Source organism: Streptomyces sp. Ru71, assembly GCF_002920535.1.
In the GTDB taxonomy this organism is placed as follows: domain Bacteria; phylum Actinomycetota; class Actinomycetes; order Streptomycetales; family Streptomycetaceae; genus Streptomyces.
On the sequence record NZ_PQSS01000024.1, the window covers coordinates 52,064 to 77,269 of the forward strand.

27 protein-coding genes and 1 riboswitch are annotated in these 25,206 nt (G+C 72.4%); of the genes, 16 read left to right on the forward strand and 11 right to left on the reverse strand.

Annotation, left to right across the window (positions count from 1 at the left end; translation table 11 throughout):
- Positions 1 to 83 precede the first annotated feature (83 nt).
- The 5 genes from C3489_RS16880 to C3489_RS16900 all read left to right on the forward strand — a co-directional run bounded on the left by C3489_RS16880 (position 84) and on the right by C3489_RS16900 (position 4,370).
- Positions 84 to 524, forward strand: a complete 441-nt coding sequence (locus C3489_RS16880; protein WP_103782656.1) for an SRPBCC family protein — start codon at positions 84 to 86, stop codon at positions 522 to 524.
- Between the two features lie 159 nt (positions 525 to 683).
- Positions 684 to 1,856 carry an ArsA family ATPase gene (locus tag C3489_RS16885; RefSeq protein ID WP_103782657.1) on the forward strand — a complete coding sequence of 391 codons (1,173 nt, stop codon included), beginning with the start codon at positions 684 to 686 and terminating at the stop codon, positions 1,854 to 1,856.
- Positions 1,857 to 1,913: 57 nt separating this feature from the next.
- The gene (locus C3489_RS16890) at positions 1,914 to 2,411 is read left to right on the forward strand and encodes a DUF5304 domain-containing protein (protein WP_103782658.1); all 498 of its coding nucleotides are present in this window, start codon (positions 1,914 to 1,916) and stop codon (positions 2,409 to 2,411) included.
- A 109-nt stretch (positions 2,412 to 2,520) separates the two neighbouring features.
- A complete protein-coding gene (locus C3489_RS16895; protein ID WP_103782659.1) occupies positions 2,521 to 3,474 on the forward strand; it encodes an ROK family glucokinase in 954 nt (317 codons plus the stop codon).
- A 134-nt stretch (positions 3,475 to 3,608) separates the two neighbouring features.
- Positions 3,609 to 4,370: an endonuclease/exonuclease/phosphatase family protein gene (locus tag C3489_RS16900; protein WP_103782700.1), complete on the forward strand. Its 762-nt coding sequence runs from the start codon at positions 3,609 to 3,611 to the stop codon at positions 4,368 to 4,370.
- Here C3489_RS16900 and C3489_RS16905 read toward each other — a convergent pair.
- Positions 4,367 to 4,954 (reverse strand): hypothetical protein, encoded by a 588-nt coding sequence (locus C3489_RS16905; RefSeq protein ID WP_103782660.1) that lies wholly within the window; start codon positions 4,952 to 4,954, stop codon positions 4,367 to 4,369. The two genes, C3489_RS16900 and C3489_RS16905, sit on opposite strands and share 4 nt — an antisense overlap.
- Positions 4,947 to 5,726: a carboxylesterase gene (locus C3489_RS16910; protein ID WP_103782661.1), complete on the reverse strand. Its 780-nt coding sequence runs from the start codon at positions 5,724 to 5,726 to the stop codon at positions 4,947 to 4,949. The genes C3489_RS16905 and C3489_RS16910 overlap by 8 nt, the downstream gene beginning before the upstream one ends.
- A 169-nt stretch (positions 5,727 to 5,895) precedes the next feature.
- Here C3489_RS16910 and C3489_RS16915 point away from each other — a divergent pair, with 169 nt between their 5' ends.
- The 5 genes from C3489_RS16915 (at position 5,896) to C3489_RS16935 (ending at position 10,765) form a co-directional block, all read left to right on the forward strand.
- Positions 5,896 to 6,639 (forward strand): 1-acyl-sn-glycerol-3-phosphate acyltransferase, encoded by a 744-nt coding sequence (locus tag C3489_RS16915; RefSeq protein WP_103782662.1) that lies wholly within the window; start codon positions 5,896 to 5,898, stop codon positions 6,637 to 6,639.
- A gap of 35 nt (positions 6,640 to 6,674) precedes the next feature.
- Entirely contained in the window at positions 6,675 to 7,898 is a 1,224-nt protein-coding gene (gene macS, locus C3489_RS16920) for a MacS family sensor histidine kinase (protein WP_103782663.1), read from the forward strand.
- On the forward strand, positions 7,895 to 8,572 hold the full coding sequence (locus C3489_RS16925) for a response regulator transcription factor (protein WP_103782664.1): 678 nt from the start codon (positions 7,895 to 7,897) through the stop codon (positions 8,570 to 8,572). Before macS ends, C3489_RS16925 begins: the two co-directional genes overlap by 4 nt.
- Before the next feature lie 88 nt (positions 8,573 to 8,660).
- Positions 8,661 to 9,689: a 6-phosphofructokinase gene (locus C3489_RS16930; RefSeq protein ID WP_103782665.1), complete on the forward strand. Its 1,029-nt coding sequence runs from the start codon at positions 8,661 to 8,663 to the stop codon at positions 9,687 to 9,689.
- Positions 9,690 to 9,769: 80 nt separating this feature from the next.
- Positions 9,770 to 10,765, forward strand: coding sequence for a 2-hydroxyacid dehydrogenase (locus tag C3489_RS16935; RefSeq protein WP_103782666.1), 996 nt, complete (start codon positions 9,770 to 9,772; stop codon positions 10,763 to 10,765).
- Here the strand turns inward: C3489_RS16935 and C3489_RS16940 are convergent.
- Together C3489_RS16940 and C3489_RS40025 are read right to left on the reverse strand one after the other, a co-directional pair.
- Complete coding sequence (locus C3489_RS16940) at positions 10,717 to 12,597, reverse strand: anthranilate synthase family protein (protein WP_103782667.1); 1,881 nt, start codon at positions 12,595 to 12,597, stop codon at positions 10,717 to 10,719. The two genes, C3489_RS16935 and C3489_RS16940, sit on opposite strands and share 49 nt — an antisense overlap.
- 101 nt (positions 12,598 to 12,698) lie before the next feature.
- Positions 12,699 to 12,755, reverse strand: a complete 57-nt coding sequence (locus C3489_RS40025) for a trp operon leader peptide (protein ID WP_107499744.1) — start codon at positions 12,753 to 12,755, stop codon at positions 12,699 to 12,701.
- Between the two features lie 86 nt (positions 12,756 to 12,841).
- Between C3489_RS40025 and C3489_RS39385 the strand changes: the two genes are divergently transcribed.
- From C3489_RS39385 to C3489_RS16955, 3 genes are all read left to right on the forward strand, one after another.
- Positions 12,842 to 14,317, forward strand: coding sequence for a hypothetical protein (locus C3489_RS39385; protein ID WP_258054720.1), 1,476 nt, complete (start codon positions 12,842 to 12,844; stop codon positions 14,315 to 14,317).
- A 104-nt stretch (positions 14,318 to 14,421) separates the two neighbouring features.
- Entirely contained in the window at positions 14,422 to 15,771 is a 1,350-nt protein-coding gene (locus C3489_RS16950) for a class II 3-deoxy-7-phosphoheptulonate synthase (protein WP_103782668.1), read from the forward strand.
- 178 nt (positions 15,772 to 15,949) lie between these two features.
- On the forward strand, positions 15,950 to 16,210 hold the full coding sequence (locus C3489_RS16955) for a bacterioferritin-associated ferredoxin (protein WP_103782669.1): 261 nt from the start codon (positions 15,950 to 15,952) through the stop codon (positions 16,208 to 16,210).
- A 6-nt stretch (positions 16,211 to 16,216) separates the two neighbouring features.
- Here C3489_RS16955 and bfr read toward each other — a convergent pair whose 3' ends face one another.
- Entirely contained in the window at positions 16,217 to 16,696 is a 480-nt protein-coding gene (gene bfr / locus C3489_RS16960; RefSeq protein WP_103782670.1) for a bacterioferritin, read from the reverse strand.
- Between the two features lie 184 nt (positions 16,697 to 16,880).
- On the opposite strand from bfr, the gene C3489_RS16965 reads away from it, so the two are divergent.
- Positions 16,881 to 17,513, forward strand: coding sequence for a sulfite oxidase-like oxidoreductase (locus C3489_RS16965; protein ID WP_103782671.1), 633 nt, complete (start codon positions 16,881 to 16,883; stop codon positions 17,511 to 17,513).
- A gap of 19 nt (positions 17,514 to 17,532) precedes the next feature.
- On the opposite strand, the gene C3489_RS16970 is transcribed toward C3489_RS16965, so the two are convergent.
- The 6 genes from C3489_RS16970 to thiO form a co-directional block, all read right to left on the reverse strand.
- Positions 17,533 to 18,105, reverse strand: coding sequence for a DUF4396 domain-containing protein (locus C3489_RS16970; RefSeq protein ID WP_103782672.1), 573 nt, complete (start codon positions 18,103 to 18,105; stop codon positions 17,533 to 17,535).
- Between the two features lie 76 nt (positions 18,106 to 18,181).
- Positions 18,182 to 19,054: a deoxyribonuclease IV gene (locus tag C3489_RS16975; protein WP_103782673.1), complete on the reverse strand. Its 873-nt coding sequence runs from the start codon at positions 19,052 to 19,054 to the stop codon at positions 18,182 to 18,184.
- Positions 19,055 to 19,111: 57 nt separating this feature from the next.
- The gene (gene pknB / locus C3489_RS16980) at positions 19,112 to 21,043 is read right to left on the reverse strand and encodes a Stk1 family PASTA domain-containing Ser/Thr kinase (protein ID WP_181139703.1); all 1,932 of its coding nucleotides are present in this window, start codon (positions 21,041 to 21,043) and stop codon (positions 19,112 to 19,114) included.
- Between the two features lie 178 nt (positions 21,044 to 21,221).
- Positions 21,222 to 22,016: a thiazole synthase gene (locus C3489_RS16985; RefSeq protein WP_103782675.1), complete on the reverse strand. Its 795-nt coding sequence runs from the start codon at positions 22,014 to 22,016 to the stop codon at positions 21,222 to 21,224.
- A 3-nt stretch (positions 22,017 to 22,019) separates the two neighbouring features.
- On the reverse strand, positions 22,020 to 22,220 hold the full coding sequence (gene thiS / locus C3489_RS16990; RefSeq protein ID WP_103782676.1) for a sulfur carrier protein ThiS: 201 nt from the start codon (positions 22,218 to 22,220) through the stop codon (positions 22,020 to 22,022).
- The gene (thiO, locus tag C3489_RS16995; protein ID WP_103782677.1) at positions 22,217 to 23,407 is read right to left on the reverse strand and encodes a glycine oxidase ThiO; all 1,191 of its coding nucleotides are present in this window, start codon (positions 23,405 to 23,407) and stop codon (positions 22,217 to 22,219) included. The genes thiS and thiO overlap by 4 nt, the downstream gene beginning before the upstream one ends.
- A riboswitch (TPP riboswitch) is annotated at positions 23,405 to 23,517 on the reverse strand. Its footprint overlaps the gene before it by 3 nt.
- A 52-nt stretch (positions 23,518 to 23,569) precedes the next feature.
- Between thiO and C3489_RS17000 the strand changes: the two genes are divergently transcribed.
- Together C3489_RS17000 and C3489_RS17005 are read left to right on the forward strand one after the other, a co-directional pair.
- Positions 23,570 to 23,941, forward strand: a complete 372-nt coding sequence (locus C3489_RS17000) for a hypothetical protein (protein ID WP_103782678.1) — start codon at positions 23,570 to 23,572, stop codon at positions 23,939 to 23,941.
- 32 nt (positions 23,942 to 23,973) lie between these two features.
- The gene (locus C3489_RS17005; RefSeq protein WP_181139704.1) at positions 23,974 to 25,203 is read left to right on the forward strand and encodes an NAD(P)/FAD-dependent oxidoreductase; all 1,230 of its coding nucleotides are present in this window, start codon (positions 23,974 to 23,976) and stop codon (positions 25,201 to 25,203) included.
- The last annotated feature ends 3 nt before the right edge of the window (positions 25,204 to 25,206 follow it).

A 25,206-nucleotide genomic window follows, 5' to 3' on the forward strand; every position in this document is an offset into this window, starting at 1 on the left:
AGGCGGCTGGTCGGGGGCGCGGTAGCCTTCACACCGCACCTGTTACCTCTCTGTACCGGCCCGCATCTGGAGGAGCCACGACGATGGCGGAACACACCAGTTCGAGCATCACGATCGAGGCGGCCCCGGCCGACGTCATGGCGGTGATCGCCGACTTCGCGCGCTACCCGGACTGGACCGGCGAGGTGAAGGAGGCGGAGGTCCTCAAGACCGACGACGCGGGCCGTGCCGAACAGGTGCGGCTCGTGATGGACGCCGGCGCGATCAAGGACGACCAGACGCTGGCGTACACCTGGACCGGCGCGAACGAAGTCTCCTGGACGCTGGTCAAGTCCCAGATGCTGCGGTCGCTGGACGGCTCGTACCTGCTCAAGCCGGTGGGCGCGGGGTCGACCGAGGTCACGTACTCGCTGACCGTCGACGTCAAGATCCCGATGCTGGGGATGATCAAGCGCAAGGCGGAGAAGGTCATCATCGACCGGGCCCTGGCCGGCCTGAAGAAGCGGGTCGAGTCGGGTCGGTAGCGGCCACTGAGGGGCGCTTCTGCCGTCCGCCGGCTGCGGGTCGTCCGTGGCCGGTCGCGCCCACGCGGCGGAGCCGCATAGGTTCACCGCCCCGCGCCCCTTAAGGTCGGCACAGTCGCCGGCGGAGCCGACCCGCGGCGTCCACTACCGTTCAGCCTCATGCGTACCCTCTTGATCACCGGGCCCGGCGGCAGTGGCCGTACGACGGTCGCTGCCGCCACCGCACTCGCCGCCGCTCAAGAGGGCACCCGCACCCTCGTTCTGAGTGGCGACCGCACCGACACCCTCGGCGCCGTCCTCGGTACCCCCACCGGTCCCGCCCCCACCCCGGTCGCGCCCCACCTCACCGCCTGGCGGCCCGACGCCGCCGCCGGCTTCCGCGACGACCTCACCGGCTTCCAGGACCGCGCCTCGAACGTCCTCGACCTGCTCGGCGCCTCCCGCCTGGACCCCGAGGAGGTCACCCCGCTGCCCGGCGCCGAGGAACTCACCCTGCTGCGCGCCCTGCGCGACGCCGCGCTGGCCGAGTCCCACGACCTCCTCGTCGTCGACCTGCCCCCCGTCCCGCAGGCCCTCGCCCTGCTCGCCCTCCCCGAGGAGCTGCGCCGCTACCTGCGCCGGCTGCTCCCGCCGGAGCGGCAGGCCGCCCGCGCCCTGCGCCCGGTCCTCGGCCGGCTGGCCGGCGTCCCCATGCCCGCCGAGTGGCTGTACGACACCGCCGCCCGCTGGGACACCGAGCTGGCCGCGGTCGAGGCCGTCCTCGCCGACCGGCACACCGCCGTACGCCTCGTCGCCGAACCCGGCCCGGCCGGCACCGACGCCCTGCGCACCGCCACCCTCGGCCTCGCCCTGCGCGCCCTGCCCGTGGAGTCCCTGGTCGCCAACCGTGTGCTGCCCGAGGACACGGCCGGTCCCTGGCTCGCCGGCCCCGTCGCCCAGCAGCGCAAGGCGCTGGACGAGTGGCGCGAGGCCCATCACCCGGTGCACGAGATCGCCCACCTAGGCCGCGACCCGCGCGGCACCGACGACCTCGCCGCCCTCACCGCCCCGGACGTCAACCCGGCGCCCACCCCCGTCGAGTGGCCCGTCGCCGACCGCATCGCCGAGGACGGCGTGCTCGCCTGGCACCTGCCGCTGCCCGGCGCCGTACGGGACGAACTCGACCTGGTGCGGCGCGGCGACGAACTCGTCGTCACGGCCGGCCCCTTCCGCCGTATCGTCCCGCTGCCCTCCGCGCTGCGCCGCTGCACCGTCGACGGCGCGGCCCTGCGCGACGGCGAGCTGCGGGTGCGGTTCGCGCCGGACCCCGCGCTGTGGCCGCGTGAGCGCTGAGCCGCGTACCGCCGTTCGGGTAACGTCGTAAGGACCAGCCGTAGTCAGGAGTGCGTCATGAGCGAAGGCGAAGAGCGCCCCCCGTCCGGCGCCGGTGAGCAGGAGAAGGCCGGCGAGGAGCCCCGCGCCGCCGACGCCGACGCCTGGGCCACCGCCTGCGCCGAGGATCTCGCCGAGGAGAGGGCCCGCCGCCGCGCGGAGCGCGGCACGCCGCCCGGCTCGGCCGCCGAGGAGCTGAAGAAGCTCGTCGACGCGGTCGCCGAGAAGCTCTCCGGGATCCAGTCACCGCTGTTCGGCGCGGTCGCCGGGCCGGCCGCTCAGCAGGTGGTGCGGCAGGTCGTCGAGCAGGCCAAGGCCGCCGTGGAACCGGTCATCGAACGCAACCCGGACGTCTTCGACCACCTCGCCGCGGCCGGCAACGAGCTCCTCGCCGCCTACCGCTCCGCCGTCCAGGCCCAGGAGAAGCGCTGGACCACCCGCGCGAGCGACCTGACCGACCCGCGGGAGCGCGGCGACGACGACGGCGGCCCCGGGCAGCGCATCGACCTCGACTGAGCGCCCACCCCGGACGACGCCGGGTCCACCGGGCGGACGACGGCGACCCGAGGGCAAACGCCTCGGGTACCGTTGGCCGTAGCGGGGCTCGACCGAAACTGAGGGATTCATGGGACTCACCATCGGCGTCGACATCGGCGGCACGAAGATCGCGGCCGGCGTGGTCGACGAGGAAGGCAACATCCTCTCGACCTTCAAGGTGCCGACCCCCACCACGCCCGAGGCCATCATCGACGCCATCGCCTCGGCGGTGGAGGGCGCACGCGCGGGGCACGAGATCGTCGGCGTGGGCATCGGCGCCGCCGGATACGTCAACCGGCAGCGCTCGACGGTCTACTTCGCGCCCAACATCGACTGGCGCAACGAGCCGCTCAAGGAGAAGGTCGAGGCGCGCACCGGCCTGCCGGTCGTGGTGGAGAACGACGCCAACGCCGCCGCGTGGGGCGAGTACAAGTTCGGCGCCGGCAAGGGCCACCGGAACGTCATCTGCATCACGCTCGGCACCGGCCTGGGCGGCGGCATCATCATCGGCAACAAGCTGCGCCGCGGCCACTTCGGTGTGGCCGCCGAGTTCGGCCACATCCGGATGGTGCCGGACGGCCTGCTGTGCGGCTGCGGCTCGCAGGGCTGCTGGGAGCAGTACGCCTCCGGCCGCGCCCTCGTGCGCTACGCCCGCCAGCGCGCCAACGCCACCCCCGAGCGCGCCGAGATCCTGCTCGGGCTGGGCAACGGCACCCCCGACGGCATCGAGGGCAAGCACATCTCCGTCGCCGCCCGGCAGGGCGACAAGGTCGCCGTCGACTCCTACCGCGAGCTGGCCCGCTGGGTCGGCGCCGGCCTCGCCGACCTCGCCTCCCTCTTCGACCCGTCCGCCTTCATCGTCGGCGGCGGCCTGTCCGACGAGGGCGAGCTGGTGCTCGACCCGATCCGCAAGTCGTACAAGCGCTGGCTGGTCGGCGGCAACTGGCGCCCGGTCGCCGAGGTCCGCGCGGCGGAACTGGGCAACAAGGCGGGCCTGGTGGGCGCGGCGGACCTGGCCCGCGAGCCCGACCCGATCATGTGACGAACGGCCGCTGTGCCCACCCGAGGGGCGCGGGGAACTGCGCGACCGGCCACGACGAACCGGCAGTCGCGCACGTACCTCGCGCCCCGAGTCATGAGGCGCCCCCGACGCCGCGAGCCGCTTAAATGGACGGCATGGCAACCCCGCTGCTCCCCAACTCCCGCACCGAGCCCGACGGTTCCGCCCTCATCCGCGTCCTGAGCTACAACATCCGCTCGATGCGCGACGACACCGACGCCCTCGCCCGCGTCATCCGGGCCTGCGCCCCCGACCTGGTGCTGATCCAGGAGGCCCCCCGCTTCTTCCGCTGGCGCAAGAAGCTCGCCCGTCTGGCCCGTGCGACGGACCTGGTGATCCTCACCGGCGGCGCCACGACCACGGGACCGGCGATCCTGTGCGACCTGCGCGCCACCGTCGAACGCACCGAGGATGTCCTGCTCCCGCCCACCCCGGGACTGCACCGCCGCGGTCTGGCCACGGCGGTGGTGCGCTTCGCCGGGGTCCGCCTCGGTGTCGTCAGCTGCCACCTGTCCCTGGACGACGACGAGCGCTACACGCAGGCCGGCCTGTTCCTGGACCGGCTGGCCTCGCTCGGTGTGGAACACGTCGTGGCCGGCGGCGATCTGAACGAACGCCCCGACGGCCCCGCCTTCCGCCGTGTCGCCGAGGGCCTCCAGGACTGCCACGCGGTGGCGCCCTGGGGCGGCGAGAACACCTGGACCCCCGCCGACCCCTACCAGCGCATCGACGCGATCTTCGCCACGAAGGGCATCGAGGTGCTCGGCTGCGGCGTGCCCGTCGGCCTTCCCGGTGTCACGCAGACGGATCTGAGGGCGGCCACGGACCACCTCCCGGTCCTGGCCGCCCTCAGGATCCCCGCCGACAGCACCGCCTAGACGACGGCCCCGCGACCCGGGTCGCCGTCGTCCTCGTCGTCCGTGCGCATCCGCATCACCAGGGTCACGCAGCCGCCGAGGAAGCCGCCGACGGCGAGGGTCGTCAGCCACCAGGTCATGTCCCAGCGCAGCAGCACCGCCAGCAGGAGCAGCAGCGGGCCGCCGATCACGCCCAGCCAGGCGAACTTCGCCGTGGCGTCCGCCTCGGGCAGCGGCGGCGGCTCCGGCGGCACGAAGTGGCCCTCGTCGTCCTCGTCGAAGTCGTCGTCGGTGGGCTCGGCCGCGGTGTAGTCACGCGGGCCGACGCCGGGCGCGAAGGCGATCGAGCTGCCGAGCGGCCGGGCCGGCTTCTTCTCCTCGCCCTCGTCGTCCGCGGCCGGCTCCAGCAGCGCCAGGTCCTCCACGGACCGGAACGGCCTGGTGCCCGGCGGGTCCGGCGGCTCCTCGCCGTAGGCGGCGATGATCGCCTTCCAGGCGGCCTCCTCGTCGAAGGGCACGCTCTGCTCCTGGGGCTCGCCCTCCTCCCGGCCGCCCCGGCCCTCGAACTCCTCGCGCTCCTCGCGCTCCGAGCCGTGCTCAGCCACCTGCCGCCGTCCCTTCCTTGCCGAAGCTGGGTGCGAGCCGGCCGATGAACGCGAGGCTCTCGGCGAAGATGCGGTCCGCGTCGTGGTCCAACGTCGCCACGTGGTAGCTCTGTTCCAGCAGGATCTCGGTGACGTCCGTGGACGACACCCGGCTGAGGATGCGCGCCGAGTCGGCCGGCGGCACGACATGGTCCTGCGGGCTGCGCAGGACCAGCAGGGGCTGCGTGACCTGCGGCAGCTCGCCGTCGACCAGACGGAAGAAGTTCCGCAGCGAGTGCGCCGCGTGCAGCGGCACCTTGTCGTAGCCGAGCTCGGTGCTGTCCGGCTTGGCGATGTCGCTGGCGATGCCCTTGGTCGCCGGCACCAGGTGGCGCACGACGGGCAGGGCGTGCGCGGCGAGCCCGTGCACCTTGTTCGCCGGGTTGACCACGACGACGCCCTCGACGGCGTCCCCGTGCCGCGCGGCCAGCCGCAGGGCGAGCGCGCCGCCCATGGACAGGCCGGCCACGAAGACGCGGGTGCACCGCTCGCGCAGGGCGCGCAGCTCGCGGTCCACCTCCGCGTACCAGTCCGGCCAGCCCGTGACCTGCATGTCCTCCCAGCGCGTGCCGTGCCCGGGCAGCAGCGGCAGCGAGACGGTCAGGCCGTGCTCGGCGAGGTACTGGGCCCATGGGCGCAGCGACTGCGGGGAACCGGTGAAGCCGTGGCAGAGGAGGACCCCCACCTCCCCGCCCTCGTGGCGGTACGGCTCGGCTCCAGGAAGGACCGGCACGGTCGGTCTCCTGTTCGTGAGAAGGGTGTGAACGACTCCCGAGACTTCCAGGTGAGCTTCACCGTACGCGACGGCACTGACACCGACCAGGGTCGTCGGGCTGTTCGCGGCCCTCCGGGTTAAGGTCTGTTCGACACATACAGGAGGCACTCGGTTGTTGTACGGCGTGATGAAGGTTTCCGTCGGGGGGTCGCTGAAGCTCGTCTTCCGGCCCTGGGTGGAAGGCCTGGAGAACGTTCCGGCCGAGGGCCCGGCGATCCTGGCGAGCAACCACCTCTCGTTCTCCGATTCGTTCTTCCTGCCCGCGGTCCTGGACCGCAAGGTCACGTTCATCGCGAAGGCCGAGTACTTCACCACCCCGGGGGTCAAGGGCCGGTTGACGGCGGCGTTCTTCAAGGGCGTCGGCCAGCTCCCGGTGGACCGCTCCGGAGCGCGCGGCGCCGGTGAGGCCGCGATCAAGAGCGGCATCGAGGTGCTGGAGCGCGGCGAGCTGTTCGGGATCTACCCGGAGGGCACCCGCTCGCCCGACGGCCGCCTGTACCGCGGCAAGCCGGGCGGCCTCGCGCGCGTGGCGCTCGCCACCGGAGCGCCCGTGATCCCGGTCGCCATGATCGACACGGAGAAGATCCAGCCGCCCGGGAAGGTCGTCCCGAAGGTGATGCGGCCCGGCATCCGCATCGGCAAGCCGCTCGACTTCTCCCGCTACCAGGGCATGGAGCACGACCGGTTCGTGCTGCGCGCGGTGACCGACGAGGTCATGTACGAGATCATGAAGCTCTCCGGCCAGGAGTACGTCGACATGTACGCGACCGCCGCCAAGCGGCAGATCGCGGAGGCGGCGAAGGCGGAGAAGGAAGCGAGGAGCGCGCTCGCGAAGGCCGAGAAGGAGCAGGCCAAGAAGGAGAAGGCCTGAGCCACGGGCGCGGCGGACCGACAGGGGTGGGGGACATGGCCAGGCGCGAGAAAGTCATGCGCATGTCGGTCGAGTTGCCGTTGTGGCGGGCGCTGACCGCCTACCGGGTGCTGACCATGCTGTACGCGGTCGGCCTGTTCGCCACCGCCTACGACCGCTTCACCCGCCCCTGGCTGGCCATCGCCTACTACGCGGTGCTGTGCGTGTGGACCCTGGCCACCCTGCCCAAGGTCGCGAACGCGCAGGCCTGCACCCGGCGTTTCCTCGCCGTCGACCTGGCGGTCGCCCTGACCGGCATCCTGCTCACCCCGCTCGCCGACGCCCACCAGCGGATCGTGGAGGGCGGCCCGACCCTGCCGTCGATATGGACCGCCGGCTCGGTGCTGGCGTTCGCCATCAAGGGCGGCTGGCGCTGGGCGGCGTACGCCTCCACGCTCGTCGCCGTCGTCAACCTGATCGAGCGCGGCGCCCCCGCCCGCGACACGGTCCACAACGTGATCCTCGTCTGGGTCGCCGCCATCGCCATCGGCTACGTCGTCGAGGTCGCCCGCGCCTCCGAGCGCACCCTCGCCCGCGCCCTGGAGATCGAGGCGGCCACCAGGGAGCGGGAGCGGCTCGCCCGGGACATCCACGACAGCGTGCTGCAGGTGCTGGCGATGGTGAAGCGGCGCGGTGCCGCGCTCGGCGGTGAGGCGGCCGAACTGGGCCGGCTGGCCGGCGAGCAGGAGGTGGCGCTGCGCACCCTGGTCTCCGGCGGGCTCGTGCCCGTCTCCCGGCTGTCGGAGGACGCCGCCGAGGGGGCGGTCGTACGGGCCGTGGACGAGCCGGACGACGACGCCGGACCGGTCGACGTGCGCGCGCTGCTCGCGCCGTACGCCGGGGAACGGGTCTCCTTCGCGGAGCCCGGCGCACCGGTGCCGCTGCCGCCGCCCGCCGCGCGGGAGCTGGCCGCGGCGGTCGGGGCCGCGCTGGACAACGTGCGCAGGCACGCGGGTCCCCAGGCCCGGGCCTGGATCCTGCTGGAGGACGAACCCGGCGAGATCGTCGTGACCGTACGCGACGACGGCCCCGGCATCCCCGAGGGGCGGCTCGCGCAGGCCGAGGGCGAGGGGCGGCTCGGTGTCGCCCTGTCCATCCGGGGCCGGCTGCGCGACCTGGGCGGCAGCGCCGAGCTGATCTCGACGCCCGGACAGGGCACGGAAGTGGAACTGAAGGTACCGAAGGCGAAGGCCGCACGGGGGAAGGCGGAACAGGGATGAGCGAGCAGCAGGACCCGATCAAGGTCATGGTGGTCGACGACCACCCCATGTGGCGCGACGCGGTCGCCCGCGACCTGAGCGAGTCCGGCTTCGACGTGGTCGCCACCGCCGGCGACGGCGAGCAGGCCGTGCGCCGCGCCAAGGCCACCGCGCCCGACGTGCTGGTCCTCGACCTCAACCTGCCCGCCAAGCCCGGCGTCCAGGTCTGCAAGGAGGTCGTCGCCGCCGACCCGGCGCTGCGCGTGCTGGTGCTGTCCGCCAGCGGCGAGCACGCCGACGTGCTGGAGGCCGTGAAGTCCGGCGCGACCGGCTACCTGCTGAAGTCGGCCTCCACCGAGGAACTGCTGGACGCGGTCCGGCGCACGGCCGCCGGCGACCCGGTGTTCACCCCCGGCCTGGCGGGACTGGTCCTCGGCGAGTACCGGCGCCTGGCGTCCGAGCCCGCGTCCGCCCCGGACACCGACGAGCCGCGCGCGCCCCGCCTCACCGAGCGCGAGACGGAGGTGCTGCGGCTGGTCGCCAAGGGCCTGAGCTACAAGCAGATCGCCGAGCGCCTCGTCATCTCCCACCGCACCGTGCAGAACCACGTGCAGAACACCCTCGGCAAGCTCCAGCTGCACAACCGGGTCGAGCTGGTGCGGTACGCGATAGAGCGCGGACTCGACGACGAGTGAGTCGCCCGCGCGCGGCCCGGTCACCCCGCTAGCGTGGAGAGCAGCAGCTCGTGGGGAGCAGCAGCTTGACGTCCGGAAAGGACATCCCATGCGCGTCGGAGTGCTCACCGGAGGCCGTGACTGCCCGGGCCTCAACGCCGTGGTGCGGGCCGTGGTCCGCAAGGGCGTACAGAACTACGGCGACGAGTTCGTCGGCTTCGTCGACGGCTGGCGCGGGCCGCTCGACGGGGACACCGTCCCCCTGGACATCCCCGCGGTGCGCGGCACCCTGCCACGCGGCGGCACCATCCTCGGCTCCTCGCGCACTCACCCGCTGGACCACCCGGACGGGGTCCGCCGCATCCGGGACAACCTCGCCAAGTACGAGGTGGAGGCGCTGATCACGATCGGCGGCCGGGACACCCTCGGTACGGCGGCCCGCCTCGCGGACGAGTACGGGCTGCCCATCGTCGGGGTGCCGAAGACGATAGACAACGACCTGTCCGGCACCGACTACACCGTCGGCTACGACACGGCCGTCTCCGTCGCGACCGCGGCGATCGACCGGCTGCACACCACCGCCGAGTCCCACAAGAGGGTGCTCGTGGTCGAGGTGATGGGCGGCGACTCGGGCTGGATCGCCCTGCGCTCGGGCCTGGCCGGCGGCGCCAACGTGATCCTCATCCCGGAGCAGCCCTTCGACGTGGACCAGGTCTGCGCCTGGGTCACCTCGCGCTTCAGGGCGTCGTACGCGCCGATCGTGGTCGTCGGTGAAGGGGCGCGTCCCCGGGACGGCTCGATGGTGCTCCAGCACACGCCGGCCGGCGGGACGGGGCAGGTGCGGCTGTCGGGGGTGGGGGAGTGGCTGGCCCGGGAGATCGAGCACCGCTCGGGCAAGGAGGCCCGCACGACGGTCCTCGGCCACATCCAGCGGGGCGGCTCGCCCAGCCCCTTCGACCGCTGGCTGGCCACCCGCTTCGGCCTGCACGCCATCGACGCCGTGCACGACGGCGACTTCGGCACGATGGTCGCCCTGCAGGGCACGGACGTCGTCCGGGTGCCGATCTCGGAGGCGACGGCCCGGGTGCGGAAGGTCGACCCGAAGCTGTACGAGGAGGTCGGAGTGTTCTTCGGCTGACCGGTGCGCCGCCGCTCGGGACCGTATGTCCGGGCCGTATCCGAGGATGCGGGCCGTATCCGACCGGAAGGGGACAGTCCGTGGAGATCCTGGCCTTCGGTGTGCAGGCCGACGAGCGGCCCCTGATCGAGGCGGCCTTCGCCGGCCGGCACGAGACGCGCTGCCTGGACGTGTTCCTCAACGAGGACACCGCCCCGATCGCCGCCGGCCACGAGGTGATCTCCACCAGCGTCAACTGCGGGCTTGACCGGCGGGTGCTGGAGATCCTCGGCGCGGGCGGCACCCGGATGATCGCCCAGCGCTCCACCGGCTTCAACAACATCGACCTCGCCGTCGCCGAGCGGCTCGGCCTCACCGTCTCCCGGGTGTCGTCCTACTCGCCGTACTCCGTCGCCGAGTTCGCCTGGGCGCTGGCCCTCGCCGTCAACCGGCGGATCGTGCGGGCCTCCACCCGCACCCGGGACTTCGACTTCCGGCTCGACGGGCTGATGGGCCGTGACATGCACGGCCGCACCGCGGGCGTCCTCGGCACCGGCAGGATCGGCGAGGCGTTCAGCCGGATCGCCCACGGCTTCGGCATGCGCCTGCTGGGCTGGGACATCGCCGAGAACCCCGCCTGCCGGGACCTCGGCATGGCCTACGTCCCCAAGGAGCAGCTGCTCGCCGAGGCCGACCTGGTCACCCTGCACGTGCCGCTGATGTCCGAGACCCAGCACCTCCTCGACGCCGCCGCGCTGAAGGCGATGAAGGACGACGCGATCCTGGTCAACTCCAGCCGCGGCGGCCTGATCGACACCGCGGCCCTCGTCGACGAACTGCGCGCCGGCCGTTTCACCGGCGTGGGCCTGGACGTGTACGAGGCCGAGGCGGGCCTTTTCTTCCTCGACAAGTCGCTCCAGGCGATCGAGGACGACACGCTGGCCCGCCTGATGACCTTCCCGAACGTGCTGGTCACGTCCCACCAGGCCTACTACACCGAGGACGCGGTCGGTCAGATCGTCGACACCACGGTGAGCAACGTCCTCGACTACACGGCGGGCCGCCGCTCGGGCAACGTGCTGGTGCCGCGCAGCTGACCCAGCAGCTCCCGCACCACCGCGGCACCGTTCAGGGACAGCACCGACTCCGGGTGGAACTGCACCCCGGCGAACCCGGGGCCGCGCAGCGCGTGCACCTCGTACGACGCGCTGCGGCTCACCTCGACGCCGTGCGCGGCCAGCTCCGCGGCGGCCTCGTCGTCGCAGCGGGCGACGAAGCTGTTGTAGAAGCCGACCGTCTCCTCGCGCCCGAACAGGTCGATCACCGTCTGCGCGCCCTGGTGGGGCACCTCCTTGCGGACCAGGTCCAGGCCCAGCTCGGCCGCGATCAGCTCGTGCCCGAGGCAGACGCCGAGCACGCCGTGCCGGTGCTCGCGCAGGACCGTCGCGGTCAGCTCGCGCAGCAGACGCATCTTCGGGTCGGCCGGGTCCGAGGGGTCGCCCGGGCCGGGGCCGAGGACCAGCGGGCCCTCGTGCGCCCGCACCGCCTCCGGAAGTCCGGGCTCGTCGTAGCGCCGGACGGTGACCTGGAGGCCGGCGGCGCGCAGGACGTGGGCGAGCATCGCCGTGAAGGTGTCCTCGGCGTCGACGACCAGGGCGTGCCCGGTCAGCTCCGCCGACGGCTCCTGCATCCGCAGCCAGAACGGCGCGAGCGAGGCGCGGCGGCCGTCGAGCGCGGCACGCACGCGTGGGTCGTCGGCGAGACGCACGCGCGTGTGCTCCGCACGCGGGCGGGCCGGGCGCACGCCCAGCGCGGCGAGCACACCGGCCGCCTTCGCGTGCGTCTCGGCGACCTCGCCTGCCGGGTCCGAGCCGCGCACCAGGGTGGCGCCGACGGGGACGCGCAGCCCGCCGTCCGCGTCGATGTCGGCGGTGCGGATGAGGATGGGGGAGTCGAGGGTCTGGGCGCCGCCGGAGTCCCGCCCGAGCAGCGCCAGGGCGCCCGCGTAGTAGCCGCGTCCGCCGACTTCGTGGCGCTCGATGACCCGGCAGGCGTTCTGCACCGGCGAGCCGGTGACGGTGGCGGCGAACATCGTCTCGCGCAGCACGTCCCGCACGTCCAGGGACGACCTGCCGCGCAGCTCGTACTCGGTGTGCGCGAGGTGGGCCATCTCCTTCAGCCGTGGTCCGACGACGACCCCGCCCATGTCGCCGACGGTGCACATCATCTTCAGCTCCTCGTCGACGACCATCGACAGCTCCTCGATCTCCTTGCCGTCGGCGAGGAAGTCCAGCAGGTGCTCCGGGGTCGGTCCGCCGGCGGGATAGCGGTACGTGCCGCTGATCGGGTTCATCACGACGGTGCCGCCGGACATCCGCACATGCACCTCGGGGCTGGCGCCGACCAGCGTGCGCTCCCCGGTGTGCACGACGAACGTCCAGTACGCGCCCCGCTCGCCCTCCAGCAGCCGCCGGAACAGCGCGAGCGCGTCGGCCCGCCCGAAGCCGGGGATCTCGCCCTGGTAGGTGCGCCGGACGACGAAGTTCGCGCCCTCGCCCCGGCCGATCTCCTCGCGCAGCACCCGCCCGACGATCTCGCCGTACTCCTCGTCGCCGACGTCGAAGCCGCCGCCCTCCACCCGCACCCGGTGCGCGGGCAGCCCGGCGAGCGCGTCGGCCAGGGGCAGGGTGTGCCGCTCCTCGGGCAGGAGCACCGCGAGCGGTGTGCCGTCGTCGCGGACGTCGAAGCCGCGCTCGCGGATCTGGCGGAACGGGATCAGCGCGAGGCACTCGTCGGGCAGGTCGGCCAGGCGGTCCAGCTCCGCCACCGGGCCGAGCAGCACCTCGACGAGCTGTTCGTCGTGGCCGGGCGTGCGGCGGCGCAGCAGGGCGAAGGGGCGGGGGTCGGACAGGAGGTCCGTCAGGTTCATGGGTGATCCTTCTCGATCTTGATCGATGGAGAGGAACGACCCCGGACACGCCGAAGGCCGCCCCTCGGGCGGCCTTCGCGACGTCTTTCAGGTACGCGCAGTCAGTGGGCCGCCGAAGGAGCGGTCCACCACCAGTTCTGGTTGGCATGCGCGAACATGCCCGGCAGGCTACCCCATCCCGGGGACGGGATACGATCCCCTTTCTGCTTTTGACATGTCCCGCTCTATGACACGGAAGGTGTGCATGGGACGCATACGGGGATCCCGGCTGCTCGCCGGGTTCGCGGCCACCGCGGCACTGCTGACCGGCCTCACGGCAGCACCCGCCACGGCCGTGGACGCGCCGACGATGACCAAACTCTCGCTCGGCGCCGACCAGTTCAAGCTGACCGACACCAGCTATGTGTCGGCCGCCAACAACCTCTACACCAATTACCTCACCAGCCACGCGAGCCTCACGGACGTCGTCACCACGGACTTCACGACGAACTCCGCCGGGGCGAATGACCCCTGGCTGAACCTGCGCTCGATGCGCGCCTGCACCGGCACCGAGACCAAGGCGCTGCCCCCGGTGCAGACGAAGACCGCCTGGTGCTGGTCGCACGCCCACACCGACGACACCACCCCGCACTGGTGGCCGCAGGGCCTGAGCACCACCGGCACCGCCGACGGCGCCGACGGAGCCATCCAGGACCGGCGCGTCACGGCCGTCGTCTGGCACTACCGCGTGCTCGACGGCGAGTCGACCAACACGTGCACGACCAACAACACGCTCAAGCTGAGCTTCATCGACCGGGACACCGGCCTGTACCGGCACGTGCTGCTCGCCGAGCCGACCGGTTCGGGCACCGGCTTCAAGCCCGTGACCGGCCACGGCGGCGGCATCGTCTGGTACGCGAACTACCTGTACGTGACGGACACCTCCACCGGTATCCGCGTCTTCGACATCAACAAGCTGGCCAAGGTCGACAGCTACGGCTCGAACGTGCACAGCGCCGGCATCGACGGCAGCGGACGCTCCAGCGCCTGCGGCTATCCGTACGTCCTGCCGGAAGTGCACCACTACAAGCAGGCGGGCACACCGTCCTCCTGCGCCGGCAGCGTCATCGACCCCGAGCAGCTGTGCTTCTCCTGGCTGTCGCTGGACAAGACCGGCGGCGCCCCCTACAAGCTGGTCACCGGCGAGTGGGAGAAGGACGTCGACGGCGCCCGTGTCGTGCGCTACCAGCTGAACCCGTCCGGTTCGGCCTCCTACCCGGGCCTGCTGAACATGTCCGGCGGCAAGACCGTGATCCAGGACGCCTACGCGGCATCCCGCTACCGGGGTCTGCAGGGCGGAATGACCTGGACCGACAGCCAGGGCCTGCTGCACTTCGCCTTCCACAAGGGCTGCGGCACCAAGCCCGGGGTCTTCTCGCACACCTGGGTCGGCGACACCCGGGCCTCGACGACCTGCGCGGACGGCGGCAACTGGGCGGCGGGCCCGCCGCAGGCCCTGAGCTACTGGCCGAAGCTCGGCGCCGACCAGGTCGACGAGCTCTGGGGACTGACCGAGGGCATCTGCGCGGGCAGCACCCTGCACGACCAGCACCCGGACGAGTTCCCGGTGATCACCGAGCCGGGCAACGTCTGCACCGGCTACCAGGGCGCGGACAACCTCTCCCTGCGGGCCGTCTTCTCCGTCGGCTTCACCGATCCGGCGGTTGTGGACCGGCACTGACGCCCCGGACGGGTCCTCCGCGCGCCCACCGCGCGGCGGACCCGTCCGTCTCATCCCTTGAGCCACGGCATGGACGGGTGCGGCGACCCCGTAATGTTGAGGGCGTGACCGTGAACGCAACCAGCCCCAGCGCTGGCAACACCTGGCGAAACCTGCCCGCGGCGCAGCAGCCCGAGTACCCCGACCCCGAGGCTCTGCGCAAGGTGATCGCGGACCTTGAGTCGTATCCGCCGCTCGTCTTCGCGGGCGAGTGCGACCAGCTGCGCGCCCGGATGGCGGCCGTCGCCAAGGGAGAGGCGTTCCTCCTCCAGGGTGGCGACTGCGCCGAGGCGTTCGACGCGGTGTCCGCCGATCACATCCGCAACAAGCTCAAGACGCTGCTCCAGATGGGTGCCGTCCTCACCTACGCGGCCTCCGTGCCCGTGGTGAAGGTGGGCCGGATCGCCGGCCAGTACTCCAAGCCGCGCTCCAAGCCGACCGAGACCCGCGACGGGGTGACGCTCCCGACCTACCGGGGCGACTCCGTCAACGGCTTCGACTTCACCGAGGAGGCCCGGGTCCCGGACCCGGAGCGCCTCAAGCGCATGTACCACGCGTCGGCCTCGACGCTGAACCTGGTGCGCGCCTTCACCACCGGCGGCTACGCCGACCTGCGCCAGGTGCACGCCTGGAACCAGGACTTCGTGAAGTCGTCGCCGTCCGGTCAGCGCTACGAGCAGCTCGCGCGCGAGATCGACAACGCGCTGAACTTCATGCACGCCTGCGGGACGGACCCGGAGGAGTTCAAGACCGTCGAGTTCTACTCCTCGCACGAGGCGCTGCTGCTCGACTACGAGACGGCGCTGACCCGCGTCGACTCGCGCACGGGCAAGCTGTACGACGTCTCGGCGCACATGGTGTGGATCGGTGAGCGCACCCGGCAGCTGGACCACGCGCACATCGAGTTCGCCTCGAAGATCCGCAACCCGATCGGCATCAAGCTCGGCCCGAGCACGACGGCCGAGGAGGCGCTGCAGTACATCGAGCGTCTCGACCCCGAGCGGGAGCCGGGCCGGCTGACCTTCATCGTCCGTATGGGCGCCGACAAGATCCGCGACAAGCTTCCCGAGCTGGTCGAGAAGGTCACGGCGTCCGGCGCGACGGTGGCCTGGGTGACCGACCCGATGCACGGCAACACCTTCGAGGCGGCCTCCGGGCACAAGACCCGCCGCTTCGACGACGTGCTCGACGAGGTCAAGGGCTTCTTCGAGGTACACAAGGCGCTGGGCACCCACCCGGGCGGCATCCACGTGGAGCTGACCGGCGACGACGTCACGGAGTGCGTGGGCGGCGGCGACGAGATCTTCGTCGACGACCTGCACCAGCGCTACGAGACCGCCTGCGACCCGCGGCTCAACCGCAGCCAGTCGCTGGACCTGGCCTTCCTGGTCGCGGAGATGTACCGGGACCAGTGAGCGGCCTGTACAGGGGCCAGTGACGGGGCCGCCTGTTACCGGTTGTTTTCGGCCAAGAGATGGGGCGCGGATCACATACGATCCGCGCCCCATGGCTCTTTTGCGGCCCCTGTGTGGCGGGTAAGGTTAGGTTAGCCTCACCGATCAAGGGTCGGGATGGCACGACCCCGCCCGGGAGGTGAACCGCGTGTACGTCTGCAGCTGCTTCGGTGTGACCGAAGCGCAGGTCAAGCAGCACGCGGAGAACGGTGCCTGCACCCCCCGCCAGATCGCCTCCGCCTGCAAGGCCGGCACGGACTGCGGATCGTGCGTCCGCCGCATCCAGGCGTTGCTCGGCCGGGGCTCCTGCCCCCGCCGGGAGCTGGCCGACCAGGGCAGGCCGGTGCTCTCGGACATCGGCGCGGCGGAGGCCGGCCCGGCTGTCCGAAAAGCGGCCTAGCGCGGCTCAGCTCTCCGGCTGCTCGATCAGCTGCGTGATGTACAGCGCCTCGCCGAGCTTGTCGATCAGGTCCAGCTGGGTGTCCAGGTAGTCGATGTGGTGCTCCTCGTCGGCGAGGATGTCCTCGAAAATGTTCGCGGACGTGATGTCACCCTTTTCGCGCATCACCTTGATGCCGCGCCGCAGCCGGTCGATCGCCTCCACCTCGATCTCCCGGTCCGCCCGGAACATCTCCGTGACCGTCTGCCCGACCCTGACGTGGAACAGCCGCTGGTAGTTCGGCAGCCCGTCCAGGAACAGGATCCGGTCGGTGAGCACCTCGGCGTGCTTCATCTCGTCGAACGACTCGTGCCGCGTGTACTTGGCGAGCTTCGTCCAGCCGAAGTTCTCCTGCATCTTCGCGTGCAGGAAGTACTGGTTGATCGCGGTCAGCTCACCGGTCAGCTGCTCGTTGAGGAACTCGATGACCTCGGGGTCGCCCTGCATCGCGGCGGGCTCCTTCCACCTGGGGGATCGGGAGGTTGCGGCGGCATGATTGCACTGGCCCGGAAGATCGTCCAGTAAGTGCGTACTTAGTAAGTAAGTGCATGCTTAGGGATTTGGCGGTGAGTTGTCCGGTTCGGGGGGTGCTTGGTCAGGTGCACTGCTCCCGGTCTGTCAGGATGGAGGCATGGGGCATCCGGTGGAGCGAGAATCTGGAGAAGCGGCACGGTCCGAGCTTCCGCCGGGGCAGCGAGTGCAGCGGGGCTGGCCGGTCACGCACTACGGGCCGGTGCCCAAGTTCCGGCCCGAACGCTGGGAGTTCCGGGTGTTCGGCGCCACCGCCGACGGCGCGAAGCACTGCTGGACCCATGAGGAGTTCACGGCCCTGCCGTACACCACGGTCGTCGCCGATCTGCACTGCGTGACGAAGTTCAGCATGCTGGGCGCCGAGTGGGGCGGCGTCCCCGCCCGCACGGTCCTGGACATCGCGCCGCCCGCGCCCGAGGTCACCCATGTGATGGTGTGGGCGGAGTACGGCTTCAGCTCGAATCTGCGCCTGGCCGACTTCACCGCCGAGGGCACCCTCTTCGCCACCCACAAGGACGGCGAGCTGCTGACCGCCGAGCACGGCTTCCCGCTCCGGCTGGTGGTGCCCCATCTGTACGCCTGGAAAGGACCCAAGTGGGTCCGGGGCGTGGAGTACATGACCGCCGACCGCCGCGGCTTCTGGGAGGAGCGCGGCTACCACAACATCGGCGATCCCTGGAAGGAGCAGCGCTACTCCTACCAGGAAGAGCCCGGGGACGGCCCCGAGCTCTGAGTCCTGTCACGACGGCAGGTCAGTGGTGGTACTGGTGCACCACCGCGTGGCCCTTGCCGCGGCCGATCATCCACTTGTTCACCGGGGTGGTCACCACGAAGGCCAGGGCGAGCGAGATCGCCAGCGCCCCCCAGAACAGCACGTCGTCCAGGTGCGCGTCCATCGCGTCGGGCCACAGGGCGATCACACCGTTGTCGATCAGCTCCATCACGGCGATCGAGAGGGTGTCCGCGGCCAGTGCCACCCGGACGGCTGCGCGGAAGTCGACGCCGGCCTTCAGTACGCCGCGCAGGGTGAGCGAGTAGCCGAACAGGAACGCCAGCGCGATCGCCAGCACCATCGTCGCCACGTTGCCCCAGCCGAGCGCGGTGCCGATCACCATGCCGAGCACCTCGCCGATGGCGCAGCCGGTGAGGCAGTGCAGGGTGGCCTGCGCGGCCATGGCCCAGCCGGCGGCCGGCGCGTGGTGGTGCCCGGCGTGGCCGTGGCCGCCGTGCCCGTGACCCTCGTGCCCGTGCCGCGCGTGGTCAGCGTGCTCTGCGTGGTCCCCGTGCCCGTGGTGCGCGTGGCCGGTGTGCGCCTCGTGCTGCATGACTGTCCCCCAACGTCGGATAGCGGCTCGTGCGATGACAGGAACCGTATACCCCCCGGGGGTATTCCTCAACCGGTCAGGAATCCCGGAGCTTCTTCAGCCGCTCCACGTCCGCGGCGTGCCCCTCCTTGCCGCCGGGCGTCTCGATGACCAGCGGTACGCCCTCGGTCGCCGGGTGCGTCATCAGCGCCCGGAACGCCTCCTCGCCGATGTGCCCGGCGCCGATGTTCGCGTGCCGGTCCTTGTGCGCGCCCACCACGTCCTTGGAGTCGTTGGCGTGGATCAGCTTCAGCCGCCCCTCGCCGACGGTCTGCACCAGCAGGTCCAGCGTCTGGTGCGCGCCGTGCGGCCCGGTCAGATCGTGCCCGGCGGCGAAGACATGGCAGGTGTCCAGGCACACGCCCAGCTTCGGGTGGTGGTCCAGCGCGTCGAAGTACGGCCCGAAGTCCCAGGTCCGTGAGCACAGCGAGGCGCCCTGCCCGGCCGTGGACTCCAGCAGCAGGAACGGGTCGTCCTCGTGGGTCAGCTCCTCCAGCAGCGGCAGCAGATGCGTGCGCACCTGCTTCAGCGCCACCTCCCGGTCCCGCCCGCCGGTCGCGCTGCCGGTGTGCACGACCACGCCGAGCGCCCCGATCTCGCGCCCGCGCCGCAGCGAGTGCCGCAGCGACTCCACCGACTTCTCGACGGTCGCCTCCGTGTGCGAGCCGAAGTTGATCAGGTACGGCGCGTGGACGTACGCCGGGATCGACTCCGCCGCGCAGGCCGCGCGGAACTCCTCGTCCTGCCGCGGATTGCCGGCCGGAGTGGCCCAGCCACGTGGATTGGCGACGAACACCTGGACGGTCTCCGCGCCCAGGTCACGGGCGTACGACAGGCCGACGGAGGCCAGGCCGCCGGCCACCGGGACGTGCGAGCCGACGGGATTGCGCAAGGGGGATCGGGATGTCACCCGTTCAGCCTGCCATGCGGCCCCGCCTGCCCGGTCACGCCCTGGAGGTGGCCTCCGTCACCGGATGGTGATGGTGATCGTCGAGCCCTTGGGCGCCTGCTCGCCGCCCTTCACGGACTGCTTCTTCACCGTGTCGCCGAACAGCCCGAGCAGCCCGCGGTCCTCCTTGACCTTGAAGCCGGCGTCCTCAAGGGCCTGCTTGGCGTCGTCGACGCTGTCACCGACCACGTCCGGGACCTCGACCATCTGCGGCCCCTTGGACAGGGTCAGCGTCACCGTGTCGCCCTCGGCGGCCTCGGCGCCCGGGTCCGGGGTCTGGGCGGCGACCTGCCCGGCGTCGTACTCGGAGTTCACCCGCTGCGGGGCGACCTTCACCGTCAGGCCGGCCTCCTGCAGCTCGGCCCGGGCGTCGGCCAGGTCCGAGCCGGTGACGTCCGGGATCTCCACCGGGCTGCCCTTGCTCACGGTGAGGGCGACCGCCGAGCCCGCACGCCGCTGCGTGCCGGAGGCCGGGTCGGTGCCGATCACCGTGCCGCGCGGCACCTCGTCGCTGAACTCCCGGTTGATCATGCCGGGCTCCAGACCGCTGTCCTTCAGCACCGAGCGGGCCTTGTCCAGCCGGTAGCCCGCCAGATCGGGCACCTTCACGGTCTCCGGTCCCTTGGAGACGGTCAGCCGCACCGCGTCGTGGTCGCGGATGCGGGCGCCCGGCTCCGGGTCGGTGCTGATGACCGTGCCCCGCTTGACCGTGTCGCTGTAGGTGTAGGTGACCTTGCCGGCCTCCAGACCGGCCTCCTCCAGCCGCTGCCTGGCCTGCGCCTCGGTCTGCGCCAGGAGCGCCGGCACCTTGGTGAACTGCCCGGAGTTGATGTACCAGACGCCCGTGCCGACACCGAGGACCAGCAGCACGGCGGCGACCAGCGTGACGATCCGCCGCCGCGAGCGCGCCGGCCGCCCCGCCGGAGCCGGCGGCGGGGCCTCGAAGCGGCTGGTGCGGTTCAGCGCCCCCGCCCCGCCCCCGTCGTCCTCGTTGACCGGCAGCGGACGAGGCACCGTCAGCGAGCGCGGGATCACGCTCGTACGGTCGTCGGCGTTGTCGTGCTGCGCCGTCAGCGCCTGCGGCGGCAGGGCGTCCAGCTGCTCCTCGCTCAGCGCGGCCCGCGTCTCGCGCACCAACGCCAGCAGCGCCACCGCGTCGCGCGGGCGCACATCGACCGAGCGGGCGGTGCCGGCCGCGACCAGCTCGTCCAGCGCGTGCGCCAGCCCCGGCACCAGCTCCGACGGCGGCGGGACGTCCTCGTGCAGATGCTTGTAGAGCACCACCGCCGCGGAGTCCCCGTCGTGCGGCTTGCCGCCGGTCAGCATCTCGTAGAGCACGACACCGCACGCGTACACGTCCACACGCGGATCGGCGGCGCCCTGCTCGATCTGCTCGGGCGCCAGATAGGAGACGGTGCCGAGCACCGCGCCGGTGGTGCTGGTCACGGTGTCCACCGAGCGCACCAGTCCGAAGTCGGCGACCTTGACCCGGCCGTCGTCCCCTATCAGGACGTTCTCCGGCTTCATGTCCCGGTGCACGAACCCGGCCCGGTGCGCGGCGCCGAGCGCCGCCAGCACCGGCTCCAGGATGTCCAGCGCCGCCCGCGGCTGCAGCGCCCCGCGCTCGCGCAGCACGTCGCGCAGGGTGCAGCCGGCGACGTACTCCATCGCCAGATAGACGTAGGCCCCGTCGGTGCCCTGGTCGAAGACCTGCACCACGTTGGGGTGAGCCAGCCGGGCGACCGACTTCGCCTCCCGGATGAACCGCTCGACGAACGAGGCGTCGGCCGCCAGCGTCGGGTGCATCACCTTCAGCGCGAGCACACGGTCCAGACGGGTGTCCAGGGCCCGGTAGACCGTGGCCATCCCGCCGACCGCGATCCGCGCGTCGACGCGGTAGCGGCCGTCGAGCACCTGCCCGACGAGGGGGTCCGAGAGGGTCGTATCCACGCAGGCGAGTGTACGAGCCGTGACGGACACGCCCGACGTTTCACCCGACCAGGGGGGTGACTGCGACCGACCTGTGACGTGTCGCGCGCACGAGCTTCACCCGCCGGGGCGGGGCGCTCGGAAGGCCGGCCGCTCGGGGCGGGGCGCTCGGAAGGCCGGCCGCCGCATGCCCGGGCGCTCAGAAGGCCGGCCGCTCCGGGTCCAGCCGGGCGACGCCCTCCGTGGGGGAGGACGCCTCGGCGAAGTGCCGCTTGGGGATGCGCCCCGCCCGGTACGCCAGCCGCCCCGCCTCCGCCGCGTGCCGCATGGCCTCCGCCATCAGCACCGGCGACTGCGCGCGCGTCACGGCCGAGGCGAGCATCACACCCGCGCACCCCAGCTCCATGGCCAGCGCCACGTCGGAGGCGGTGCCGGCGCCCGCGTCCAGGATCACCGGCACCGACGCGTGCTCGACGATCAGCTGGAAGTTGTGCGGGTTGCGGATGCCGAGCCCCGACCCGATGGGCGAGCCCAGCGGCATGATCGCCGCGCAGCCCACGTCCTGGAGCTTGCGCGCCAGCACCGGGTCGTCGTTGGTGTACGGCAGCACCGTGAACCCGTCGTCGACGAGCGTCTCCGCCGCGTCCAGCAGCTCGATCGGGTCCGGCAGCAGGGTGCGCTCGTCGGCGATCACCTCCAGCTTGACCAGGTCCGTGCCGAGCGCCTCCCGTGCCAGCCGGGCCGTCAGCACCGCCTCCCCGGCGGTGAAGCAGCCGGCCGTGTTCGGCAGCACCCGGATGCCGAGCCGGTCCAGCACCGACAGCACCGAGCCGTGCACCGACGGGTCCACCCGCCGCATCGCCACGGTGGTCAGCTCCGTGCCGGAGGCGACCAGCGCCCGCTCCAGCACCTCCAGGCTGGGGGCGCCGCCGGTACCCATGATCAGGCGGGACGAGAACGTCGTACCGCCGAGGACGAAGGGGTCGTCAGCCATGGTTCAGCCTCCCTGGACAGCGGTCAGGACCTCGACGCGGTCACCCTCGGCGAGGGCCGTGGTGGGCCACTGGGTGCGCGGGACGACGGTCTCGTTGAGGGCGGCGGCCACCCCGGACGGGGCCGCGGTGAGGGACTTCACGACGGCGTCGAGAGCCGTGCCGGGCTCGATCCGGCGGGGCTCGCCGTTGACGGAGATGTTCATGCGGGCTGCTCCGTGAGGGTGCGTGCGGGCTGCTGCTGCGCGCCGGCGGCGGAAAAGCGCTTCGGGGTGAACGGGCGGGCTTCCTCGGGCAATTCCCCGGTGACGAGGGCGTGCGCCAGCACGTCGCCGGTGACCGGGGTGAGCAGGACGCCGTTGCGGTAGTGCCCGGTGGCCAGCAGCAGCCCGTCCAGCACGGTCGGGCCGAGCAGCGGAGCGTTGTCGGGGGAGCCGGGGCGCAGTCCGGCCCGGGTCTCGGTCAGTGGCAGCTCGGTGATCCCGGGCACCAGCTCGTGGGCGTCGCGCAGCAACTCGTAGACGCCGCCCGCGGTCACGGTGGTGTCCCAGCCCATCTCCTCGCTGGTCGCCCCGACGACGAGCTCACCGCTCTCGCGCGGCACCAGATAGAGCGCGCCGCCGCGCACCACCGCGCGCACGGTCCGGCTCAGGAACGGCGGCCGGTGATCGGGCATCGTCAGCCGCAGGACCTGGCCCTTGACCGGCCGCACCGGCGGCAGGACGTCCTCGGGGACGCCCGCGAGCCGCCCGCTCAGGCTGCCGGCGGCGAGCACCACCTGGCCCGCGCCCAGCTCCTCGCCCTCGCCGGTGACGACGCCCGTCGCCCGCTCCCGTGCCACCGTGAGCCGTTCGGCCCGCTTCCGGTGGAACACCACCCCGGCCCTCTCGCACGCGGTGACCAGCGCCGCCGCGAGCCGTCGCGGGTCCACCTGGTGGTCGCCGTCGACCCGCAGTCCGCCGCGCACGCCGGGCGCGAGCATCGGCTCCAGACGCCGGCAGTCCCGGCCGGACAGCCACTCCGACTCCAGGCCCGACTGCCGCTGCAGGGCGTGCAGTTCGCGCAGATGGGCGCGGTCGTCGGCGTCGAGCGCGACGGCGAGCGTGCCGCAGCGGCGGTAGCCGAGGTCCTGGCCGCTCGCGTCGGTGAGCTCGGCGGCGAAGTCCGGATAGCGGCGTGCCGAGGCCAGGTTGAGGCCGAGCAGGGTCTGCTCGCCGTGGTGCAGTTCGGTGACGGCGGCCAGCATCCCGGCCGCCACCTGCGCGGCTCCGCCGCCGGGCGCCGGGTCCACGACCGCGGTGGCGAATCCGCGTTGCGCGGCCCGCCAGGCCGTGACCAGCCCGATGATCCCGCCCCCGATGACGAGGACGTCTGACGTACGCGTAGGCGACATGGGCGTCCAGCCCCTCCCTTCGCCGGCATGACCCGGATCAGGTTCGTACGGTCGGAGGCCGTCCAGCCTCCCTCTCAGCCCGGTGCGTCCGGGCTCCCGCGAGTGCTTTACGGTGGCCACCCTAGCCCGTGTCGCTGTGTGTCTGTAAGGGAGCCTTCTGTCATGGCCCGGTCCCTCGACGGTCTCGTCCTCGCCCCGGTCGCCGACCAGGCGCCCGGTCAGGTGGGCACCCGCACCCGGTTCACGTACCACGAGCGGGGCGGTGAGATCTGGGCCGAGTACGCCGGCGGCGACGTCGTACGCGGGTATCTGGTGGGCACCCGGGAGGGGGACCGGCTGGACTTCCGCTACGTCCAGCTGAAGCAGGACGGGACGACCTCCAGCGGCCACTGCGTGTCCACGGTCGTGGAGCTGCCGGACGGGCGGGTGCGGCTGGAGGAGACCTGGGAGTGGGAGTCCCAGGACGGCAGCGGCACCAGCGTGGTGGAGGAGCTGCACGCGCGTGTGGAGCAGGTCACGGCGCAGGACCGCTGACTGACGGTTTGTCAGTTGTCTATGGTGATCAGGTGAGCGAGCAGACGCAGCGACGGGGCACGTCACAGGCGCGGCGCGTGGTCGTCGTGGGCGCCGGCATGGCCGGGGTGCAGACCGCGGTGGCCCTGCGCGAACAGGGTTTCACCGGCACGGTCACCCTGATCGGCGCCGAACCCCACCAGCCCTACGACCGGCCACCGCTGTCCAAGGCTGTCCTGCTCGGCACCGCCGAGGGCTCCGCCTTCGACGTCGACTTCGAGGCCCTCGGCATCGAGCTGCGGCTCGGCTGCGAGGTGCTGGGCCTGCGCCCCGCCGAGCGGGAACTGGACACCGAGGCCGGCGCCGTGCCCTACGACGTCCTCGTGCTCGCCACCGGCGCCGAGCCGATCCGGCTGCCCGGCGGCGAGGGCGTGCCCGGGGTGCACCTGCTGCGCACCCTGGACGACGCCGAGCGGCTGCGCCCGGTGCTCGCCCGGCAGCACGACATCGTCGTCGTCGGCGCCGGCTGGATCGGCGCCGAGTTCGCCACGGCCGCGCGTGAGGCGGGCTGCGCGGTCACCGTCGTCGAGGCCGCCGACCGCCCGCTGGCCGGGGCGCTGCCCGCCGAGGTGGCCGCGCCGATGACCGCCTGGTACGCCGATGCCGGCATCGAGCTGCGCACGCACACGCGTGTGGAGCGCGTCGAGCCCGGCGCGGTGGTCCTGGACGACGGCACCCGGCTGCCGGCGGGCGCGGTCGTCGTCGGCATCGGCGCCCGGCCCGCCACCGGCTGGCTGGCCGGCTCCGGTATCGAGCTCGGCCCGCAGGGCGAGGTCGTCGCCGACGCCCACCTGCGCAGCTCGGTGCCCGACGTGTACGCGGTCGGCGACTGCGCCTCCTTCCCCTCCGCCCGCTACGGCGAACGCCTGCTCGTCCACCACTGGGACAACGCGCTGCAGGGCCCGCGCACGGTCGCCGCGAACATCGTCGGGGAGTCGCCCGCCGCGTACGACCCGGTGCCGTACTTCTGGTCCGAGCAGTTCGGGCGCTTCGTCCAGTACGCCGGTCATCACACGTCGGCCGACCGCACCGTGTGGCGCGGCGACACCTCCGGCCCGGCCTGGACGGTGTGCTGGCTGCGCGAGGGCCGGCTGGCCGCCCTGCTGGCGGTGGGCCGTCCGCGCGACCTGGCCCAGGGGCGGCGGCTGATCGAGGCGGGCGCGGCGATGGATCCGCTGCTGCTGGCGGACCCGGCGAGGCCCTTGAAGGCGGCCACGGCCTGAGTC

Bases quoted from the DNA above. Each gene is read 5' to 3' on its own strand.
- C3489_RS16880 (WP_103782656.1), top strand. From the start codon at position 84: ATGGCGGAACACACCAGTTCGAGCATCACGATCGAGGCGGCCCCGGCC.
- C3489_RS16885 (WP_103782657.1), top strand. From the start codon at position 684: ATGCGTACCCTCTTGATCACCGGGCCCGGCGGCAGTGGCCGTACGACG.
- C3489_RS16890 (WP_103782658.1), top strand. From the start codon at position 1,914: ATGAGCGAAGGCGAAGAGCGCCCCCCGTCCGGCGCCGGTGAGCAGGAG.
- C3489_RS16895 (WP_103782659.1), top strand. From the start codon at position 2,521: ATGGGACTCACCATCGGCGTCGACATCGGCGGCACGAAGATCGCGGCC.
- C3489_RS16900 (WP_103782700.1), top strand. From the start codon at position 3,609: ATGGCAACCCCGCTGCTCCCCAACTCCCGCACCGAGCCCGACGGTTCC.
- C3489_RS16915 (WP_103782662.1), top strand. From the start codon at position 5,896: ATGAAGGTTTCCGTCGGGGGGTCGCTGAAGCTCGTCTTCCGGCCCTGG.
- macS (WP_103782663.1), top strand. From the start codon at position 6,675: ATGGCCAGGCGCGAGAAAGTCATGCGCATGTCGGTCGAGTTGCCGTTG.
- C3489_RS16925 (WP_103782664.1), top strand. From the start codon at position 7,895: ATGAGCGAGCAGCAGGACCCGATCAAGGTCATGGTGGTCGACGACCAC.
- C3489_RS16930 (WP_103782665.1), top strand. From the start codon at position 8,661: ATGCGCGTCGGAGTGCTCACCGGAGGCCGTGACTGCCCGGGCCTCAAC.
- C3489_RS16940 (WP_103782667.1), bottom strand. From the start codon at position 12,597: ATGAACCTGACGGACCTCCTGTCCGACCCCCGCCCCTTCGCCCTGCTG.
- C3489_RS39385 (WP_258054720.1), top strand. From the start codon at position 12,842: ATGGGACGCATACGGGGATCCCGGCTGCTCGCCGGGTTCGCGGCCACC.
- bfr (WP_103782670.1), bottom strand. From the start codon at position 16,696: ATGCAGGGCGACCCCGAGGTCATCGAGTTCCTCAACGAGCAGCTGACC.
- C3489_RS16965 (WP_103782671.1), top strand. From the start codon at position 16,881: ATGGGGCATCCGGTGGAGCGAGAATCTGGAGAAGCGGCACGGTCCGAG.
- C3489_RS16970 (WP_103782672.1), bottom strand. From the start codon at position 18,105: ATGCAGCACGAGGCGCACACCGGCCACGCGCACCACGGGCACGGGGAC.
- C3489_RS16985 (WP_103782675.1), bottom strand. From the start codon at position 22,016: ATGGCTGACGACCCCTTCGTCCTCGGCGGTACGACGTTCTCGTCCCGC.
- thiS (WP_103782676.1), bottom strand. From the start codon at position 22,220: ATGAACATCTCCGTCAACGGCGAGCCCCGCCGGATCGAGCCCGGCACG.
- thiO (WP_103782677.1), bottom strand. From the start codon at position 23,407: ATGTCGCCTACGCGTACGTCAGACGTCCTCGTCATCGGGGGCGGGATC.
- C3489_RS17000 (WP_103782678.1), top strand. From the start codon at position 23,570: ATGGCCCGGTCCCTCGACGGTCTCGTCCTCGCCCCGGTCGCCGACCAG.